The following is an 18,060-nucleotide window of genomic DNA, read 5'->3' on the forward strand; positions in this document are numbered from 1 at the left end:
TTCAGGTCTCATATTCCATCACCGCTGCCACGGTGCGCCGCGCAACGTCTTCCCAGCGGCAGTTTTCCAGCACCCAGGCGCGCCCGCGCGCTCCGAGCGCATGCCGCAGCGCCCGGTTTTCCAGCAACAGATCGAGCGCGGCAGCAAATTCGGCGAACCCGTCGAAACTCAACCCGCCGCCGCTGGCTTCGACCGCCTCACGGGTGACATCGCAGCGCGCGTTGACGAGCGCCGGCGCGCCCTGCAACCACGACTCCATCAGCACAATCGAGAAACTCTCGTAGGTCGAAGGCTGAATGAACACATCGGCGGCGGCATATGCGTCGTGGCGCTCCTGCACGCCGACATCCCCCAGGTCGAGGACAATCGCCTTCAGCGGCGGCGGGATGTCCGCCGGATCGCGTCCGGTCAGCACCAGGGTCAGTGGTGATCCTCGTCGCGCCCAGTACTCGCGCAGGTACATCAACAGCAGCGGAAAGTTTTTTGAGGCATCGCGCCGACCGGCATAGCGCAGCACCGGACCGCGCAACCCGTGCCTGGCACGGAATGCGGCGCCATCACCACGCGGCGTCAGATCGATCCCTTCACCCGCTGTCACCACCCGGTCGGGCGGGAGGCCGTAGAGGCGCAGCGCGAGCGCACGTTCGGCGGGACTGTTGGCGAACACGCGCCGGGCGCGGCGGAACATCCAGCGGTAGGTGCTGTACCGCGCATACGGTTCGTCGTGCAGGCATGGCAACAGATACCCGCGCTCTCCGGCGAGCAGCATTCCCCAGAAGGTTGTCGGGAAGGGGTAGGGTATGAAGAGAAAGCGCCGCCGGTCACGCTCGACAGCGATGGCGTCGAGGAGCGCCTCACTTGATAGCAGCGACGCCAGCAGGCGCTGCTCGTGATCCGGAAAGTCCATCCAGTCAGCAGGAAGACCGGCGTGCTGGACGGCTGCCGGCAGGTACGGATCATGGGGAGTCGGACGCGGCGGGGTGAGGGGAAAGCGCCGCACTGCCACGCCATCGACGACATCCGCGCCGATGCAGTAGTACGGAACCGGAGGGCTGAACGAGTCGCGTCCGTTGGTTGTCCAGACCTCGATCGGCGTGCCGAGTGCGTGGATCGCTGCCGCGAGCTGCCGCGCCTGCGTCTCCGCGCCGCCGGCCGTATCAGGACCAAACCAGGGTGTAACAATGGTGATGATATCGGACATGACGGGCTATTTCTCACCAGGACTCAGCACCCCAGAGCGGAATACATTCCGCGTTACGCAGTCACAAAGGGATACACAGGAAATGCACTTCATGGTTCTCCCCCTTCGCGCGCTTCGGGTCCCTGGTGGTGAAGCCTGTATCCACGAAGGTCACCAAGGGACACGAAGGACATGCACTTCATTATCTAGCGGAATACATTCCGCGTTACGCAGTCACCAAGGGACGCACAGGCAATGCGCTTCGCGGTTCTTCCCCTTCGCGCGCTTCGGGTCCCTGGCGGTTCAGCCAGTGCGCAGTGGACTCATACATGATTGCACCATGGTCATCGCTGCCGCTTGCGCTCGGCGCAGAAGGCGGCGACATCGGCGCGGAAGGCGGCATCGATGCGGATCAGGGTGTGCAAGGCGGCGGTCAACGCTTCGTTGGCAGCGTTTTGCTGCTCGACGATGGGATTGATCAGCCAGCGCAGGTATTGGCGCACCACCCGGTTGTGCAGCGCGATCACTTTTTCGACAAGCGTGCGCCCGATGAGGGGCCAGTGCGAAGTGACGAATTGCCGCGATTGCGCCTGAGTCAGAGCATCGTGCAATTCCAGTTCGATGAAACGAGCGGGAGGCTCCATTGTCGCGCGATTGCGCACCTGCGCCATGAGATCGGCATAGGTTGGCGCGATCGTGGGATCGATCCCGGCAGCGGAACGTTCCTCTGCGGCAATCGTGGCAGTATGATCGTCGTTGTGCGCCTCGTTCCCATCGGTGCGCGTCTGCGCGCCGGTCTGCCGCTGCTCCGCCACCTGATGCGCCAGTTCCTGGTACGCTTCCGCCAGCAGGCGCAGGGTGCGCGCCGCCGCGTTGTTGAACGCATTCTGCTGCTCGACGATCGGATTGATATACCAGCGCAGGTAGCGCCGCACCACCTTGTTGATCAGCGCCATTGCCTTCTGCGGCAGGGTGTGCCCGGTGAGGGGCCAGTGCGCGCTGACCACCCGCGAGATTTCGAGGTCATCGAGGCTGCGTTGCAATGCGCGTTGCAACGCATCATCGCCGATTGGTCGGCGGGCTGCGGATTGTGCGCGCACTTCCGCGCGTAGTTGCTCCAAAATGGCAGCCACATCAGGCACGCTATCGGAAGGAGAGGGACGGTTGTCGATCATGGGTTGTCAAAGGCGTAAATTTCAATATTCAGGCGCTTCACATCCATCGGCGCCCGTTCGACGCTTTGGAGGAGCGTATCGGTCAAAACGCGCGGCTGCGGTCGGACGGGAGAAAAGAACAGGTGACTTTTACACGGGCTATCGCTGGCGCCAAAACCAGGCGCAACTGGCTGAACAACCGGTGCGGCGCTCAACGCATCGACCCACAGGCGCTCGAGTCGCTCCGAACAGGCAATACTCCAGGCTTCTTCAAGTCGCCCATGCTTGCGCAAATAGTCGATGTGCCAGTGTGGACGCGCCTTTTCCCGGCGCGCATGGTACGCCAGGCGCGCAGGCAACCCGCCGGATCCGAAGGCGCTCCCGACGTACAGGTAATACCCGGCGGGAAAATCCAACACACCGAGTTTACCGACGGGCAACCCCGCAATGTCGCGGTCGAGCCGCAGAATGAGCAGGTAGGTTCCCTTCACCGTTTCCTCTAGACTGCTATGGTCGCCCATTCATCGTACCGCATGTCCAGGGTTTTCTGCAACTCGACGATCTCGATCCCCAGCGATGTCACGCGTTGCACATCACCTGCGGCGCTGGCCGTATTCAATGCTTCCTCAAGACCGCGAAGTTTCGCTTCGAGACCAGCGATCTCTTCTTCCAACACCGCAAGGCGACGCTGCCGGCGGCGTTCTTCACGCTCCTGCTCACGATTGAGCGCGCGTGTCTCCTTTGCCGGCGCACCAGCGCCCGGTTCGCGCACCACATCGCGCTTTTGTGAACCATTCGACAGTAAGCCAGCAGCGGACGCGGCATCGCGCGCAGCGACATATTCAGAATATGTGCCATCGAACACATCGATGGCGCCATCGCGCACCATCCAGATCGTGTCGGCGACGGCATCGACGAAGGAACGGTCGTGCGAGACGAAGAGCACCGTGCCGTCATACTCGTTCAGCACCGTTTCGAGCGCCTCACGCGCGTCGATGTCGAGGTGGTTCGTCGGCTCGTCGAGCACGAGCAGGTTTCCACCGAGCAGCATGAGTTGCACGAGCGCCACTCTGCCGCGTTCTCCGCCGGAAAGGTTGCTGATGCGTTTGTAGACATCATCGCCGCTGAAGAGGAAGCGCCCCAGCAGCGTGCGCGCTTCAGATTCCTTCATGTCTGGTCGAACGCGGCGGATTTCATCAAGCATGGTCTGATCCATGCGCAACCCCTCGTGCGCCTGGGCATAGTAGACGAGTCTGACATTGCTCCCCAGCCGCGCTTGCCCGCGCAGCGGCGGCAGTTCGCCGGCAATCGTGCGCAGCAGGGTCGTCTTGCCGCAGCCGTTCGGTCCCATCAGCGCCACCCGCTGTCCGCGCCAGATTTCGAGGTTGGGGACGTGGAGCAGCGCCAGCGGCTGCGCATCAGTGGCGGGTTGTTGGTAGCCGACGGTCAACCCGTCGATCTTCAGCACCAGGTCGGCGCCGCGCAGGTTCGAGCCGAGTTTGAACGCCAGTTTCTTCTGCTGCTCCGGTCGGGCGATCAGCCCTTCGGTGCGCCCTGAACCACCTTCCCATCCCTCCTTCAGACGCTCCAGGCGTCGTTCGCGTCCACGCGCCTGTTTGCTGAGCTGGCTATTCTTGAAGCGGCGGATGAACTCTTCGGTTCGAGCGATCTCTTCCTGCTGAGCGCGGTACTGTTTCAACTGGAGTTCGAGGCGCGCGGCTTTCAGTTCCAGATAACGCTGGTAGGGGGCGGGGTAATCGCCGTCGAGTCGATTGAACGCGAGATCGAGCGTGCGAGTCGTCACCCGGTCGAGGAAGTAGCGGTCGTGCGAGACAACGATCAGCGTGCCGTCCCAGTCGCGCAGGAAACGTTCGAGCCATTCGAGCGCCGCCAGGTCGAGATGATTGGTCGGTTCATCGAGCAGAAGCACATCAGGGTCAGACAGGAGCGCAGCCGCGAGCGCAACGCGGGTCTTCTGCCCGCCGCTCAAGCGCGCTACCGGTTCATGGCGTTGCGCGACGGAAAACCCCAGACCATCGAGGACTATGGCGATCCGCCGGTCAATGTCGTAGCCGCCGGCATGCTCGAAGCGATGGAGCGTCTTGCCGTAATGCTCCATTAAGTGGTCATAGTCAGGGTGGGCAGTCTCCGTGAGCGCGGCTTCGAGCGCGGTTATTTCATCGCGCAATGCGTTGAGATACGCGAGCGAGGCGTGCATTTCTTCGAGCAGTGTGCGTCGGCTATCGAAGCGCGCTTCCTGCGCCAGGTACGCCAGGCGCGTCCCGCGCGCCAGATGGACGCTCCCGGCGCTTGGCGTTTCCTGCCCGGCAATGATTCGCAGCAGGGTGCTCTTGCCGGCGCCGTTGACTCCGACGATCGCCACTTTATCGCCGCGTGTGATTCGAAAACTGACATCGCGGAAGATCAGTTCAGCGCCGTAATATTTGGTCAAGTTGCTGACAGTGATGATCGACACGAGTGATCCCCCGTTCGTCTCTGACTTGTCCCGGAACGTCACATGCCCATGTCACAAAAACCGGCGCAGTGGTGTTTCAAGTATGATTATAACAAACGATGGCGCAGGATCGATGATAGCGACAGCGAGCAACCAGAAGATGGCGGAACACGAGAGCGATGGCGCGCTGCTCGAACGTCTCTGGCGCGGCGACGAGGCGGCGTTTGAGGAACTGTTCGTGCGCCATTATGCGACGGTGTACCGCGTGCTCTACGGGCTTACCGGGAAGCGCGAGGCAGCAGAGGACGCAGCGCAGGAAACGTTTCTGACCCTCTATCGGCGACCGCCGGCGCCCAATCAACCGGTACGCCCGTGGCTCTGTCGCGTTGCGCTCAACACTGCGCGCAACACACTGCGCAGCGAACGACGGGACGCCGCGCGCATCGAGCGGGTTGCGCAGGCGCCCGCTGTGGAAGACCCTTCCGCAGCGGTGGAGCGCATTGAGGAGCGCCATCAGGTGCGCGCCGCCCTGGCGACCCTGCCGCAGCGTCAGGCGCAGATTCTCCTCCTGCGTCACGCCGGGTTGTCGTATGCCGAAGTGGCCGCTGCGCTCGACCTTGCGCCCGGCTCGGTCGGCACGCTCCTGGTTCGCGCCGAACGTGCGTTTGCAGAAGCATATGCGCGGCATCGATCCGCCGGTACGGACGATCAATTGCCTGGAAAGCAGGTGCAGCCATGACCAGATGCTATGACGATGGCGCGTTGCGCGCCGGACTGGACGGTGAACTCACGGCGGAGGCGCTGCATGCGCAGCAGGAGCACCTGGCTGCCTGCCCGGAGTGCCGTGCGCGCCGCGCCGCACTGAAGGCGCTGGCGGACCAAACGGCTTCGCAGTTGCGCGTAGTACCGCCGGATGTTCCGATGGCGCTGGCTGCATTACGCCAACGTATCGACCGCGAGCGACCGGTGCCGGACCGCAGTCGCTCATTTCACTTACCATCATCGCAAAGGAGTATTTCCATGACCTCGACACGAATATGGCGTCCCTGGATGGGATGGGCGGCTGCGCTGGCAGTCATTATCGCGCTGCTGGCATTCCCGCCGGTGCGCGCCGTCGCCGATCAACTGCTGAACGTATTCCGCGTTCAGAACGTAGTCTTTGTGCCGGTCACCAACGAACGGATGGAGCAGTTGCGGCAACTCAACTTCGATGGAGAAACCTTGTTCCTCGCGCCGCCGAAGCAGACCGGCGGTTCGTCCGAGGCTCAACCGGTTGCATCCCTGAGCGAGGCGTCGACGCTCGTTGGGTTCACGCCAGCGCAGCCGGTGTTGCCTGGTCCATCGTCCAGCGCTGAGTTTGCCGTGACTGACCGTGCAACCTTCGAGTTTCAGGTAAACGTCGAATCGGCGCGCGAACTGCTCCGTCTCGCCGGCGTCACCGATGTCACCCTGCCGGATGCGCTCGGCGCCGCACCGATTGTCGCCGAGATGTCTCCCGCTGTCAGCGCCCGCTACGCTGGCGACGGCTACGAGGTGATGCTGGTGCAGGGCGTCAGCCCGCAGGTGACGCTGCCCGACGGTGTGGAGATGCAGCAACTGGGATACGCCGCACTGCGCGTGCTGGGCATGGAGCCGCGCCAGGCGGCGACGCTTGCAGCGCAGATCGACTGGCGCACCACGCTGGTCTTTCCCTTCCCGGCAGACATCAACGCCCTGCGGCAGGTGTCAGTCGGCGGTTCGCCGGGGCTGCTGGTGAGCGTCGATCATCAGGGAGAGCAGTACCAGAGCCTCTACTGGCAGCGCGGCGAGCAGTTCTATGTGCTGTCCGGGAGCGGATTGAACGCCGATACATTCCTGGCGATGGCAGAGTCAGTGCGATAGCAGGGACGCGGCGCTGCCGTGCCCGCAGTTGCTGAACGCACAATCGCAGGGGCGCCCCTCGTGGGCGCCCCTGCGCGGGCAGGCACGGGGGCCTGCCCCGACCATGATGGCGGCATTGTCGGGACGCCTCCCGCGGGCGCCCAACGCACGTTCACCAATCGCAGGCGCGCCCCTCGTGGGCGCCCGACGGCAAGGGGCGAGCGTCTACGCGCCACCCTCTTTGTGCAACTTCGTGTCCTTCGTGGATAAACAACCATGTCCGACTACGTGATTGAAACAACCGGTCTGCGCAAAGTCTACGGCGCGAAAGTCGCCGTCGCCGACCTGACGCTCCAGGTGCCGCGCGGCGAGGTCTTTGCCTTCCTGGGACCGAACGGCGCCGGGAAGAGCACAGCGGTCAAGATGCTTCTGGGACTGGTGACGCCGACCGGAGGCAGCGCGCGCGTGCTGGGCGCCACCCCCGCCGATCCGCGCACTATGGCGCGGATTGGCTTTCTGCCGGAGCATTTCCGCTTCCACGAATGGCTGCAAGCCGCCGAGTTCCTCGACCTGCACGCTCGTCTGAGCGGTCTTCCCGCGCCGGTGCGGCAGCGGCGCATCCCCGAGGTGCTGACGCTTGTCGGGTTATCAGAGCATGCGCGGCGTCCGCTCGCCGATTTCTCCAAAGGCATGCTCCAGCGCATCGGGCTGGCGCAGGCGCTCATTCACGAGCCGGAACTGGTGTTTCTCGATGAGCCGACCTCGGCGCTCGACCCATTCGGGCGCATGCTGGTGCGCAACATCATTCGCGATCTGCGCGCGCACGGCACGACGGTGTTCCTCAACTCTCATCTCCTCAGCGAAGTTGAAATGACGTGTGATCGGGCGGCGTTTATCCGTGAAGGGCGCGTGTTGCGCACCCTGAACCTGCACGACGCCGCAGCCGGCAGGGTGCGCGTGACACTGCGGGTGGCAGACGCATCGAACGGGCTACTGACATCCCTGGCAGCGTTTTGCGCCAACGGCAGCGCGCCGCAGGAAACGTCACCAGGAATGATCGAACTGGAAGTCGCCAGAGAAGACGCACTGCCACAGATCGCTGAGCTTGTCATTGCAAGCGGCGCGCGCCTCTACGCCCTCACACCACAGCGTGTCTCACTCGAACAACTCTTCCTCGAGATTATCGGCGCCGACGACAGCGGGCAGTGAGACCCACCCACAGACGTAGGGGCAGGTCCCCGTGCCTGCCCGCGCAGGGCGCCCACAGGGGGGCGCCCCGACACCGAACGCCACCGTCATCGTAGGGGCAGGCCCCCGTGCCTGCCCGCGCAGGCCCCCGTGCCTGCCCGCGGCGGATACTATTTCGCGCCAATGGCGATCTCGCCGGAGATGGTCCGGCGCCAGCGCCCCTACCGCGTATATGGCATACATGGTATGATATGCCTGGATTACTCTATCGCTATCATCACGAGGATCGTGCATGGAACGTCTTGGGTTCATTGGGCTTGGGCGTATGGGTCAGGCGATGGCGGGGCGATTGCTGGCGGCAGGGTTCCCGCTCACACTTTATAATAGGACACGTTCGCGCGCGGATGCACTGGTTGCTTCAGGCGCAATTTGGGCAGACACTCCCGCAGAAGTTGCAGCGCGCAGCGACATCATCCTCACCATCCTGACCGACGAGCAGGCGGTCGAAACTGTCTACTGCGGTCAGCATGGTCTGCTTTCAACAGATGTCCCCGGTCGCCTGTTCATTGAAATGAGCACTATCCGCACCGCCACGATCCTGGCACTGGCAGAGTCCGTCGAGCGGCGTGGCGCGCACCTGCTCGACGCGCCGGTATCGGGCACCGTCGCTCCGGCGCGCGAGGGGCAACTGCTGGCGCTGGTCGGCGGGCGAGCCTCTGATCTGGAACGCGCCCGACCGGTGCTTCAGATATTGAGCCGGCGCATCATTCACCTCGGTGGGCAGGGCGCCGGCGCCACCATGAAACTGGTGCTCAATATGACCATGGCGTGCTTCTGGGGTGCGCTTGCCGAGTCGCTCGCCATAGGTCGGCAGTTTGGGCTGAGTCTCGAAGCAATGCTCGATGTCTACCTGGACTCACCGGTGGCGCTGCCGGCATTGCGCAGCAAAAAGCTGACGCTGCTCGGCGAGACGAGCGAAGTGGCATTTGATGTCACCGGCGTTCGCAAAGATCTGCGGTCGATGATCGCAACCGCGCAGGATGCCGGCGTACCGGCGCCGGTTGCGTCGGCTGCGCTGGCACATTTCGCCGCCGCCACGGCTGCCGGGTATGGTGAACGCGATCTCGCGGCGGTGGTGGACTATCTGGCGGATCTGGCGCGTCGCACGGCGCGCCCTGCGTTCACATTGGGCGAGCCATGATCATTACGATACGCCCCTTTACCGGAGCTGCCGATATCGAGCGGATGATAGAACTGGCACAGACCTTCCCCGATCGATGTCTGCGCGCAGTTGACCTTCCCTACCGCCTGGCATCGTGGGCGCTCGACAATCCGCGCAATGCCAGTCTGTGGGAGGATGAAGCAGGACATCTGCTGGGATTCGCCGTAATCCAGTTGCCGTGGCATTCGCTCGACACGTGCGCTCATCCGGCGGCGTGCGACGCGGGCGTCGAAGAGTTGATGCTGGTATGGGCGACGGAACGGGCGCAGGAATTTGTGGATCAGACCAATCGGATGCTGACGCTGTATGTGGATGTGTTCGAGCACGATATGGATCGACTCGCGCTCATGGCGGCGCATGGGTTTGCGCCGGATTATCCATCGATGATCCGCATGGCGTGCTCACTCGACCGGCTGCTGCCAACGCCGCTCCTGCCGGATGGATTCGCATTGCGCCCAATCGATGGCGTGCACGAGTTGCACCAGTATGTCGCGCTGCATCGCGCCGCGTTCGGCGTCGCCGACATGACGATTGAGTGGCGCAAACGCACCCTGTGTATGCCACAGTACATTCCCGAACTCGATGTTGTCGTCGTGGCGCCGGATGGCCACCTGGCTGCGTTCTGCATCTGCTGGCTTGGACCAAAAGGTGAGGGGTATATCGAACCGCTTGGTGTGCATCCCGATTTCGCCGGGCAGGGTCTTGGGCGCGCGGTATTGCTCGAAGGGCTGTGGCGCTTGCAGGCGCACGGCGCCACGATTGCGTTGATCGATCGATACGAGGACGACGAGAGTGCCCGTATCCTGTACGAGTCGCTTGGATTCCGCACTCGTTTGCGGACAGTGACCTATACCCGCCGTTTTCATGTCATTCAGAAAGCCGTGTGACTACGTATGACCAGTGATCTCGCTCCGATATTGACCGGTGACTATATCGAATTGCGGCCACTTCCCGAGGACGATCTGCCGCGTTTGCTCAAGGTGTATCAGGGAACGCCGCTCTATTTCGATGGTTTGGGAGACCGCGCGGATCGCTTGACGCTCAATGATGTGCGCGCCCAATGGCAGCGGGCGCAGGAAACGCCGGGGCGGACGCTGTTCGGCGTGTATCATCCGGTGACCGGCTTGCTGATCGGTGCAATGGATGTTCAGATCGGCGCGCCGCGACCGGAATCGGCGGCGATCTGGGTGTTGATCTGGGGTGGGTTTCAGCGCCAGGGATATGGGCAGGAGTGTATGGCGCTCATCGAGTCGTGGCTCATCCCGGAACGAGTCAGTACATTGTGCGCAATTGCAACGCATAATGAAGAGGGCATTGCCTTCCTCGAATTGCAGGGCTTTCATCGGACGGAACTCCCCGCCGAACCGCCGGTTGGTCGCGGCAATGCGTTCTGGATGTGCTGGTAGGGGATGGTCTGTTCTTTTGAACCACAGAGGCACAGAGGACGCAGAGCATCCACAGGCGAGGGTCCAGGCATACACTGTCAGGCGGCAAGAAAGCGCGTCCCACCCCCCCCCGCACGCGGGAGGGGTGGAGTTCCGCCGGTCGTCCACCCGTGTGGACGCCGCCGTTCCCGTCCGTTGAGGCGGACGGTTGACCGCAGGTCCGTCAGGGGCGATGTCAATCGCTGGCAGTCATAGCGTCGTTTCCTGACACATCATGCCTGCACCCCACATTGGTCGCGGTAATGCGTTCTGGATGTGCTGGTAGGGGATGGTCTGTTCTTTTGAACCACAGAGGCACAGAGGACGCAGAGCATCCACAGGCGAGGGTCCAGGCATACACTGTCAGGCGGCAAGAAAGCGCGTCCCACCCCCCCCGCACGCGGGAGGGGTGGGGACGCAGCCGCGTTCAACGTGTAACGTTCCCACCTTCACCCTCTCTCCCCTCGCACCTCTCACAACACATGCACCGGATCGATGTCAATCACCCATCCTGGTGGTAGACGCAGCGCATTAAGGAGCGGCGTCGGGTCATCGGCGCGCAGAATGAGGTGCCAGCGGTAACGATTGCGCTGAACGCGGAAGAAGGCTGGCGCCGGTCCAATGAGGCTCCAGTCGCCGGTGAGGCGTTTTGTTGCCAGCGACCGCATGTCGTTCGCCAGCGACTCGGCAGCGCGCCGTGCGCGCGCGTCGCTGCCGGCGCCGTATACGAAGCGCACCAGACGAGTGAAAGGCGGGTAGCTAGTCTGGCGCCGAAAGGCGATTTCCTCCTCATAGAAGGCATGGTAATCGTGCTCCTGCGCCGCACGAATAGCATAGTGGTCGGGCGCATAGGTCTGAATAATGACTCGTGCTCCTTCAGTGCGCCGTCCTGCCCGCCCGGCGACCTGCGTCAGCAGTTGAAAGGTGCGTTCGCCGGCGCGAAAATCGGGCAGGTACAGCCCGGTGTCAGCGGCAACCACGCCAACCATGCCCACCATTGGCAGGTCCAGACCTTTGGCGATCATCTGGGTGCCGACCAGCACATCCGCTTCGTGACGAAGAAACTGATCAAGCAGGCGGTCGTGATCGCCCTTCCGCCCGACGCTGTCGCGATCCCAGCGCAATGTGCGCGCGCCGGGAAAGAGTGTGGCAATCTCGTCGGCCACCCGCTGCGTGCCGATGCCGAACGATTTGATGCGGGAACTCCAGCACTGCGGACAGATGGCAGGCGGCAATTCACGATGGTTGCAGGTGTGGCAGACGAGCAGGCTAGCGGTTGCAGAAGAGCGGCCATTGTCCGATTGCCCGGCGGGCTCCCGGTGCAGCGTCAGCGGCGAGGAGCAGTTCGGGCATGCGACGACATGACCGCAATCGCGACACATGACGAACGATGCTGCACCGCGCCGGTTGAGAAACAGGAGCGCTTGCTCATTGCGTTCGAGCGTTTCCGCCAGACTTTCTTGCAGCGCGCGGCTAAAGATCGAACGGTTGTTCTCTGCAAGTTCGCGCCGCATATCCACAATGGTCACTCGTGGGAGGGGCAGCGTGCGAGTGTGCGGCAATCCATCAGGACCGGCGGCCATCGCAACACGCTCCGGCAACTCCAGTAACCGCAGCCGTCCGGCGCGCGCAGCGGCATAACTCTCGACCGATGGCGTGGCACTGCCGAGGATCAGGACGCTGCCGGTCATGACCGCCAGGCGCTGCGCCACATCGCGAGCGTGATAGCGCGGCGTGGTATCGTGTTTGTATGACGGCTCATGTTCCTCATCAACGATAATCAGCCCCAGGTCAGGGAGCGGCGCAAAGACTGCGGAGCGCGATCCAATTGCGATGTCGGCTTCTCCCCGGCGCAGCCGCCGCCACTGGTCGTACCGTTCACCGATCGAAAGTTCGCTGTGCAACACCGCCAGGCGTCCAGGGAAGCGCGCAGCAAACCGGCGGACCAGTTGCGTCGTCAGCGCAATTTCGGGGGTCAGCACGAGCGCCTGCCGCCCCAGCCGCAATGTGTGCGCAATAGCGCTCAGGTAGAGTTCAGTCTTGCCGCTGCCGGTCACCCCGTGCAACAAAAAGTGCGTCGGCGCGGCATCAGTGTAGCGGTCTGGCAACTGTGCTGCCAGGCGATCAATAGCGCCGGCAATCTCGTCCCATGCCCGCTGCTGCGCCGGACTCAGCGTTGGTGGCGTATCGCGCGGAATGCTGATGCCGGCAAGCGGGTCGCGCCATACCTCACGCGCCGTCATTTCGATCAGCCCCCGGCGTTCGAGGGCGCGCAGCGCGCCAGTATCGGCGGAAGCGGCGGCAAGCGCCTCAGAGGCTGGCGTTGGCTCGGGGTGGTCGATCAGATATGTCGCCAGAGCGCGTTGTCGAGGGGCGCGCGCAAGCGTTTCCAGCGCGGCGCGTGCTTCATCTGGCGAAACGGCGAGACGCACCAGGCGTTCAGTACGAGGCCGCGCGCGCGTCCGGCTGAGGATCATGCCGCGCTCGATAAAGCCGCGTTCGCGCAGAGCAGCGTAGATTGCCTGGAGTTCGGCGTCGCTGCCGCGTAGATGCCTGCGGAGGTCGCGTTCGGTCATTTCGCCGCTACGACGCAACAGGTAAAGCACGTCGCGCTCGCCAGGGGGTAATGCGCCCAGCGTGGCGCTATGCCCTTCCACCGTTGCGCGCCAGGAGGTCTCAGATTCGCGGGTGACGCCGGGTGGGAGCATAAGGGTCAACGCTTCGTACAACGAGACCCGGTAATACCCGGAGATCCAGCGCGCCAGCCGGGTCTGCGCTGGCGTCAGCGATACTTCCGGATCGGCAATATCGATCAGATCACGCAATGTTGGCGTCTGCCAATTGGGAAGGTCGGAAGGATCGGTCCAGAGCGCAGGCGGGCTGAACGTCTCCTGGAGGTCGTTCGGGTTGTTGCCCCAGGCATACAGATCGAGCACAATGCCCTGCACGCGCCGCTGGCGCAGTGGCGCCCACACGAGGTGACCAGCCTGGATGATGGTGTGCAATGGTGGCGGCACGCGATAGGTGAACACCGCATCGGCGCCCACGGCGACATCGGCAAGCAGTTCAGCAGTCATGCCACCAGTGTAACACACGTGTTCCGGCAGCGTGCAACGCCGGAGGGGAGGGGCGGGTCTGAGACCCGCCCGTACCAGACCCGCCCCATACGCTCTACGTTGTGCTCGAAGGCAATGGCATAGGCATCATCGGCATACCCCTCCAGCCGCGCCCGCGCGGGGTGAAGAGCATCGCGCCCTTCTGCTGGAGACTCGTATAGATGGCGTTCGCCTGCACCTGCGTTAGGGTCCCATTCGCAACCTCCTGATCGAGTTGCGTCTTGGCGGCGGACAGCGCGGCATTAATCACGTCCTGTTCAGCAATCCCTTTTGACTGCGCGATCTGCGCCAGCGTCTGCCCGCTCCGCAGTCGGGCGATCAGGTCGGTGGCGGTCAATCCCAGTTTTTGCGCAGCAGCATCGAGCATTGCCCGGTGTACATTCGCCAGCGCCTGCATGCCTGGTCCTCTGCCGCGCCCACGACCCCACAGCACACCGATGTCGCCTGCCTGCAAGCGCGCCTTGAGCGCATCACCCTGCGCCTGGGTCAGCGTCCCTTGTTGCACGGCATTGTCGATTGTCTTGTTCCCCGCCGTCTGGATCGCGCTGTCGAGCGCGGTGCGCTGAATGTTCAGCGCTGCGGCAAGCTGATCGAGAAAGTCATTCCACAGTGAGGCGCCGGGAAAGACAGCCTGCGCCGTTGGTAACGACTGTGCGCTGGCAACCGTTGCGGAAACGAGTGGACCGATAGCGATGCCAAGAACAAGTCCTACAGCAATCGCGCCGATGGTGAGTAAGCGAGAAAAGTTCATACCATCATCTCCTCTTGTGTGTATTGAGCGTTGTGCGGCAGCGTTCACCGCCGGTTCCATGGTAGAAAAAGATTGTTAGGAAGATGTTCAGGGTGTTTGAGGAGGAGATGAATCACAAACCCCTCGCAGGTTCCACATCTGCAAGGGGTTGTTGGTGTGGCGGGGAGGGAGGGATTCGAACCCTCGAGGGGATTGCTCCCCTAGCGGTTTAGCAAACCGCCGCACTAGGCCAACTATGCGACCTCCCCGTGCGGAGTGAGCCAGATTGTGTCGGTGGCGGAGGGGGTGGGATTCGAACCCACGGGCCTTTTTGAAGGGCCGGTCGTTTTCAAGACGACTGCATTACAACCACTCTGCCACCCCTCCCATCGAATGAAGCGCCTGACAACGGTTCATTTTCGGGGTGGCAGGCGGGACAGGAATCGAACCTGCAACCTGCGGATTTGGAGGCCGCTGCTCTGCCAATTGAGCTACCCGCCTGCGTCATCGATTATCATAGCATATCAATGCCATTTTCGCAAGATCGTGCGATACGTCGGCGCGCGTTACAATGCAAAGCCAAGGTTGTTCTGATGACCATTCCCGCCAAATGCATCGATTGTTGTTTGGGCAATGCTGTGAACGATCCGGACAATCGCAGCTTCCAGCAGTGCGAAAGGCTTGCGGTCGCTGCGCTCCGGCGGGGCGAACTTCCGCGCCGCCTCAAAGTACCAGTGAATGTGCGAAATCAAATGGATTCGTTCCACGCGGTATCGTTGCAGGATAGGCCATCCCCAGCGATACTCGCGCTCGATCACAGCAATGGATTGCAGCCGCAAAACGACCTGTATCAGGCGGTGAAAGCGGCGTGGAGTCCGTTCGTATGCCAGTTGCTGAAACTCGATTGCATCAGGCCGGGCTGGATCGTAACAGAGCAACGGAAATGCGTGCATCAGACGTTCAGTAACAGTGCGACAGATATGCTCACGCCGCATGTCGAGCAATGCCGCGTATTGCTCTCCTCGAATTGCAAGCCACTCATCCAGTGGGACCATGACCCGCTCCTTGTTCGGTCGTGAAAGCCCACACTGCCAGGAATAGCCAGATAATCGCATCGACTATCTGTTGATTGCCAGAGGTATGAAATTGTGCCTCTCTAGCGTACCACAAATGGTTGCGAAAGAAAAGACGGAAGTTGCGCTATTTCTTGCTCATTTTTCACGCACGATAGCAATGCCGGAACCTACACCGCTTCGATAGATTCTGATCGCTCTGCCTCTTCTGGGCCTCTGCGCCTTTGTGTGAGGCGCCACGGCTATCGCAGGGGTCAACCTTATACCAATGTGCGGTCATTCGCACCATCCTGCCGGGGCGCTGCGGGCTGATGCCCTCGCTGAGGACGCGGCTCGACCATGCTCACCGCACGTGAAAGCCCCGCTGGGGCTGCCGATGCCAGGGCGCGGGCGCCTGCGATACGGCTGCCGGGGCACGCTGACCGTTGCGCCTCGCACAACGAATGCGCGAACATCTTGTCCGACGGACCGCAAGTCAGTATTGAGTCCACTGCAAAAAAGGCTTAACCGCAAAGGACACGAAGCGCACGAAGGGGAATAAACATGAAGCGCATTTCCTTTCTTGGTGACCTTCGTGGTTAGCTTTTTGCAGTGAAGTCAGTATTCATGTCCCTCATAGAGCAATCAAGCCAATGTTGCACAATACCTGCCCGTGTTGACCGTCTTGCGACTGACGTTGGCTTCGACAGGCTCAGCCGGCTTCGACAGGCTCAGCCGACGTGGTTGATCGCTCTATGAGATGAGGCGCGGCAGGGTCAGCAGGGCATGCGGCACGTCGAGAAACTCGAGCGGCGCGTCAGAAGCCAGGTTGAAGGTCTCACGCGCCAGGCGATCCGCCAGCGCAATCCCCGCTGCCATGTCGGGAACCGCGTGCATATGGCAGGCGCGCACCACATCCGGGTGCTGCGCACCAACGACAATGATCGGATGGCGCACCAGCACCTGCGCCAGGATGTAGGCGCGTTGTGCGCCGGCCGGGAAACCGGTGCGGCGCAGGTCGTCCAGCAATTGCTGCGGCGATGTGGCATTCGAGAGCGCATCGAAGAAGCGGCGTTCGCCAGCGCCCTCGCCGGCGCCTTCAGGGATGGGAGCGGGCAGCAGAATCGGTGCGCCCGGCAGAAGTGGGGTGTTTTCCGCCAGCGCCAGATAGGTCGCTGCGCGGCTCGCCTGATACAGGTTGACCGCCTTGGGTCCATCGACGCCAGCACGGGCGATATGGACCGGCTGCGCCACCGGCGCCTCGTAGATCGTGCGCGCCTGCGCAACCAGATAATCGTGGACGAGCGCCGGCGGACCGGCGGCGATCACGATGGGCGCGCCGGTTTCGTCGAGAATGGTGTTGATGACGTAGCGCAACCCGGCGCGTTCGCCGCCGGCGCGCACAAACGCCTGGAACGGGTTGCCGTTGATCGCTCCCAATCGCGTTCCCGGATGATCGAGCATGGCAGGTCCGTGCGTGGCGCTGATCGTCGCCTCGCCGCCGCAGCCGATAACGACGGTTTTGGCGCCGCCGGAATAGCCAGCGTACTGATGCGGCTCGACGACGCCGGTCGCCAGTAGCAGGTCAGTCTCAATACAGTGACGGTTGACGACCAGTGGAATTCCGTTGACGTTTCCGAGATCGATGAGTCCATCAGGGTCGAGGGCATTGTGGTCGATAATCCGGTAGCGGGAGACGATTGCCGCTCCCAGTTTGGCGAGGCGTTCGGCTGAAGTCGAGGGACGGTGCAGACCGGTAGCGCAGATCAGGGTAATGTCGTCAGGGGCGATGCCGCATTGTTCGAGTTCACCGAGGAGATCGCCGACGAGCCGTTCGTCAGGGCAGGCGCGCGTTGCATCGGTGAAGGCAATGGTCACGCGCATACCGGGGCGCGCAAGGTCGGCGAGGCGCTGCTCGCCGATGACCTGCGTGGCATCTTGCGGCGCTTCCGGTTCGCGGCTGACAACGCGTGTGATACGCCAGGACGGCGGCAATTCCTCCGTGTTATTCATGGCGTGCTCCATCAATCGGGCCAGTCGATAACAACCAATATGCTGTCGCCGTCGATCCTGGTTTCGTAGGTTGGAATGCGGATACCGACCGGCGGGACGATAGCTTTTCCGGTACGGACATTGTAGGTCCAGCCGTGCCACGGGCAGGTGACGGTCTCATCAATGAGCACGCCGGACGAGAGTGGCCCGCCTTCGTGCCGGCACGAGTCACTGAAGGCATAGATAGCGCCATCGACGTTTGCCAGCGCAATCGGCAATCCATCGATTTCGACATAGATCATGCGACCGGGTGGGATGTCGCCGGATGCGGCGACGCGAACGATTTCACGAGCCATACAGGGGTATTGTAGCATGCAGGCGGGAATGGTGTATAATACCAGGCAAGAGGTGAGACGTAAGAGGTGCGAGGGCGGCTACAACCGGCTGCGGCTCTTTGCACTCGTCCTTTGCCCAGGCAAGAGGTGAGACGTAAGAGGTGCGAGGGCGGCTACAACCGGCTGCGGCTCTTTGCACTCGTCCTTTGCCCCAGGCAAGAGGTGAGACGTAAGAGGTGCGAGGGCGGCCACAACCGGCTGCGGCTCTTTGCACTCGTCCTTTGACCAGGCAAGAGGTGAGACGTAAGAGGTGCGAGGGCGGCCACAACCGGCTGCGGCTCTTTGCACTCGT

General features: G+C 62.6%; 15 protein-coding genes and 3 tRNA genes. 6 read left to right on the top strand and 12 right to left on the bottom strand.

All coding sequences use genetic code 11. The features are described 5' to 3' along the window. Position 1: 1 nt before the first annotated feature. The 4 genes from AC3EA7_RS22330 to abc-f form a co-directional block, all read right to left on the bottom strand. Positions 2 to 1,201, bottom strand: a complete 1,200-nt coding sequence (locus tag AC3EA7_RS22330) for a glycosyltransferase family 4 protein (RefSeq protein WP_488616287.1) — start codon at positions 1,199 to 1,201, stop codon at positions 2 to 4. A 323-nt stretch (positions 1,202 to 1,524) separates the two neighbouring features. Further along, the gene (locus AC3EA7_RS22335) at positions 1,525 to 2,355 is read right to left on the bottom strand and encodes a hypothetical protein (protein WP_488616288.1); all 831 of its coding nucleotides are present in this window, start codon (positions 2,353 to 2,355) and stop codon (positions 1,525 to 1,527) included. Beyond that, positions 2,352 to 2,825, bottom strand: coding sequence for a GIY-YIG nuclease family protein (locus AC3EA7_RS22340; protein WP_488616289.1), 474 nt, complete (start codon positions 2,823 to 2,825; stop codon positions 2,352 to 2,354). Before AC3EA7_RS22340 ends, AC3EA7_RS22335 begins: the two co-directional genes overlap by 4 nt. Before the next feature lie 8 nt (positions 2,826 to 2,833). After that, positions 2,834 to 4,810, bottom strand: coding sequence for a ribosomal protection-like ABC-F family protein (abc-f, locus tag AC3EA7_RS22345; protein ID WP_488616290.1), 1,977 nt, complete (start codon positions 4,808 to 4,810; stop codon positions 2,834 to 2,836). 82 nt (positions 4,811 to 4,892) lie between these two features. On the opposite strand from abc-f, the gene AC3EA7_RS22350 reads away from it, so the two are divergent. The 6 genes from AC3EA7_RS22350 (at position 4,893) to AC3EA7_RS22375 (ending at position 10,465) form a co-directional block, all read left to right on the top strand. Then, positions 4,893 to 5,528, top strand: a complete 636-nt coding sequence (locus AC3EA7_RS22350) for a sigma-70 family RNA polymerase sigma factor (RefSeq protein ID WP_488616291.1) — start codon at positions 4,893 to 4,895, stop codon at positions 5,526 to 5,528. Then, positions 5,525 to 6,670 (top strand): anti-sigma factor family protein, encoded by a 1,146-nt coding sequence (locus AC3EA7_RS22355; RefSeq protein WP_488616292.1) that lies wholly within the window; start codon positions 5,525 to 5,527, stop codon positions 6,668 to 6,670. The genes AC3EA7_RS22350 and AC3EA7_RS22355 overlap by 4 nt, the downstream gene beginning before the upstream one ends. A gap of 255 nt (positions 6,671 to 6,925) precedes the next feature. Further along, positions 6,926 to 7,858 (top strand): ABC transporter ATP-binding protein, encoded by a 933-nt coding sequence (locus tag AC3EA7_RS22360; protein WP_488616293.1) that lies wholly within the window; start codon positions 6,926 to 6,928, stop codon positions 7,856 to 7,858. 271 nt (positions 7,859 to 8,129) lie between these two features. Next, complete coding sequence (locus AC3EA7_RS22365; protein WP_488616294.1) at positions 8,130 to 9,038, top strand: NAD(P)-dependent oxidoreductase; 909 nt, start codon at positions 8,130 to 8,132, stop codon at positions 9,036 to 9,038. Then, a complete protein-coding gene (locus AC3EA7_RS22370) occupies positions 9,035 to 9,946 on the top strand; it encodes a GNAT family N-acetyltransferase (RefSeq protein ID WP_488616295.1) in 912 nt (303 codons plus the stop codon). Before AC3EA7_RS22365 ends, AC3EA7_RS22370 begins: the two co-directional genes overlap by 4 nt. Positions 9,947 to 9,952: 6 nt before the next feature. Continuing rightward, a complete protein-coding gene (locus AC3EA7_RS22375) occupies positions 9,953 to 10,465 on the top strand; it encodes a GNAT family N-acetyltransferase (protein ID WP_488616296.1) in 513 nt (170 codons plus the stop codon). A 491-nt stretch (positions 10,466 to 10,956) separates the two neighbouring features. On the opposite strand, the gene priA is transcribed toward AC3EA7_RS22375, so the two are convergent. From priA to AC3EA7_RS22415, 8 genes are all read right to left on the bottom strand, one after another. Continuing rightward, positions 10,957 to 13,560: a replication restart helicase PriA gene (priA, locus tag AC3EA7_RS22380; protein WP_488616297.1), complete on the bottom strand. Its 2,604-nt coding sequence runs from the start codon at positions 13,558 to 13,560 to the stop codon at positions 10,957 to 10,959. Positions 13,561 to 13,654: 94 nt separating this feature from the next. Continuing rightward, positions 13,655 to 14,350, bottom strand: coding sequence for a hypothetical protein (locus tag AC3EA7_RS22385; protein ID WP_488616298.1), 696 nt, complete (start codon positions 14,348 to 14,350; stop codon positions 13,655 to 13,657). 157 nt (positions 14,351 to 14,507) lie between these two features. Further along, positions 14,508 to 14,598, bottom strand: a tRNA-Ser gene (locus AC3EA7_RS22390). 26 nt (positions 14,599 to 14,624) lie between these two features. Beyond that, a tRNA-Ser gene (locus AC3EA7_RS22395) sits at positions 14,625 to 14,716 on the bottom strand. Between the two features lie 38 nt (positions 14,717 to 14,754). Beyond that, positions 14,755 to 14,830, bottom strand: a tRNA-Trp gene (locus AC3EA7_RS22400). A 65-nt stretch (positions 14,831 to 14,895) separates the two neighbouring features. Beyond that, entirely contained in the window at positions 14,896 to 15,384 is a 489-nt protein-coding gene (locus AC3EA7_RS22405; protein WP_488616299.1) for a hypothetical protein, read from the bottom strand. Between the two features lie 750 nt (positions 15,385 to 16,134). Further along, positions 16,135 to 17,394 (bottom strand): lactate racemase domain-containing protein, encoded by a 1,260-nt coding sequence (locus AC3EA7_RS22410; protein ID WP_488616300.1) that lies wholly within the window; start codon positions 17,392 to 17,394, stop codon positions 16,135 to 16,137. A gap of 11 nt (positions 17,395 to 17,405) precedes the next feature. Further along, positions 17,406 to 17,729 (bottom strand): Rieske (2Fe-2S) protein, encoded by a 324-nt coding sequence (locus tag AC3EA7_RS22415; RefSeq protein WP_488616301.1) that lies wholly within the window; start codon positions 17,727 to 17,729, stop codon positions 17,406 to 17,408. Between the last annotated feature and the right edge of the window lie 331 nt (positions 17,730 to 18,060).

The organism is Roseiflexus sp., from assembly GCF_057785375.1.

Excerpts from the sequence above, each read along its gene's own strand:
- AC3EA7_RS22385 (WP_488616298.1), bottom strand. The coding sequence starts at position 14,350 with ATGAACTTTTCTCGCTTACTCACCATCGGCGCGATTGCTGTAGGACTT.
- AC3EA7_RS22370 (WP_488616295.1), top strand. The coding sequence starts at position 9,035 with ATGATCATTACGATACGCCCCTTTACCGGAGCTGCCGATATCGAGCGG.
- AC3EA7_RS22330 (WP_488616287.1), bottom strand. The coding sequence starts at position 1,201 with ATGTCCGATATCATCACCATTGTTACACCCTGGTTTGGTCCTGATACG.
- AC3EA7_RS22335 (WP_488616288.1), bottom strand. The coding sequence starts at position 2,355 with ATGATCGACAACCGTCCCTCTCCTTCCGATAGCGTGCCTGATGTGGCT.
- AC3EA7_RS22355 (WP_488616292.1), top strand. The coding sequence starts at position 5,525 with ATGACCAGATGCTATGACGATGGCGCGTTGCGCGCCGGACTGGACGGT.
- priA (WP_488616297.1), bottom strand. The coding sequence starts at position 13,560 with ATGACTGCTGAACTGCTTGCCGATGTCGCCGTGGGCGCCGATGCGGTG.
- AC3EA7_RS22405 (WP_488616299.1), bottom strand. The coding sequence starts at position 15,384 with ATGGTCCCACTGGATGAGTGGCTTGCAATTCGAGGAGAGCAATACGCG.
- AC3EA7_RS22350 (WP_488616291.1), top strand. The coding sequence starts at position 4,893 with ATGATTATAACAAACGATGGCGCAGGATCGATGATAGCGACAGCGAGC.
- AC3EA7_RS22375 (WP_488616296.1), top strand. The coding sequence starts at position 9,953 with ATGACCAGTGATCTCGCTCCGATATTGACCGGTGACTATATCGAATTG.
- AC3EA7_RS22360 (WP_488616293.1), top strand. The coding sequence starts at position 6,926 with ATGTCCGACTACGTGATTGAAACAACCGGTCTGCGCAAAGTCTACGGC.
- AC3EA7_RS22415 (WP_488616301.1), bottom strand. The coding sequence starts at position 17,729 with ATGGCTCGTGAAATCGTTCGCGTCGCCGCATCCGGCGACATCCCACCC.
- AC3EA7_RS22365 (WP_488616294.1), top strand. The coding sequence starts at position 8,130 with ATGGAACGTCTTGGGTTCATTGGGCTTGGGCGTATGGGTCAGGCGATG.
- AC3EA7_RS22410 (WP_488616300.1), bottom strand. The coding sequence starts at position 17,394 with ATGAATAACACGGAGGAATTGCCGCCGTCCTGGCGTATCACACGCGTT.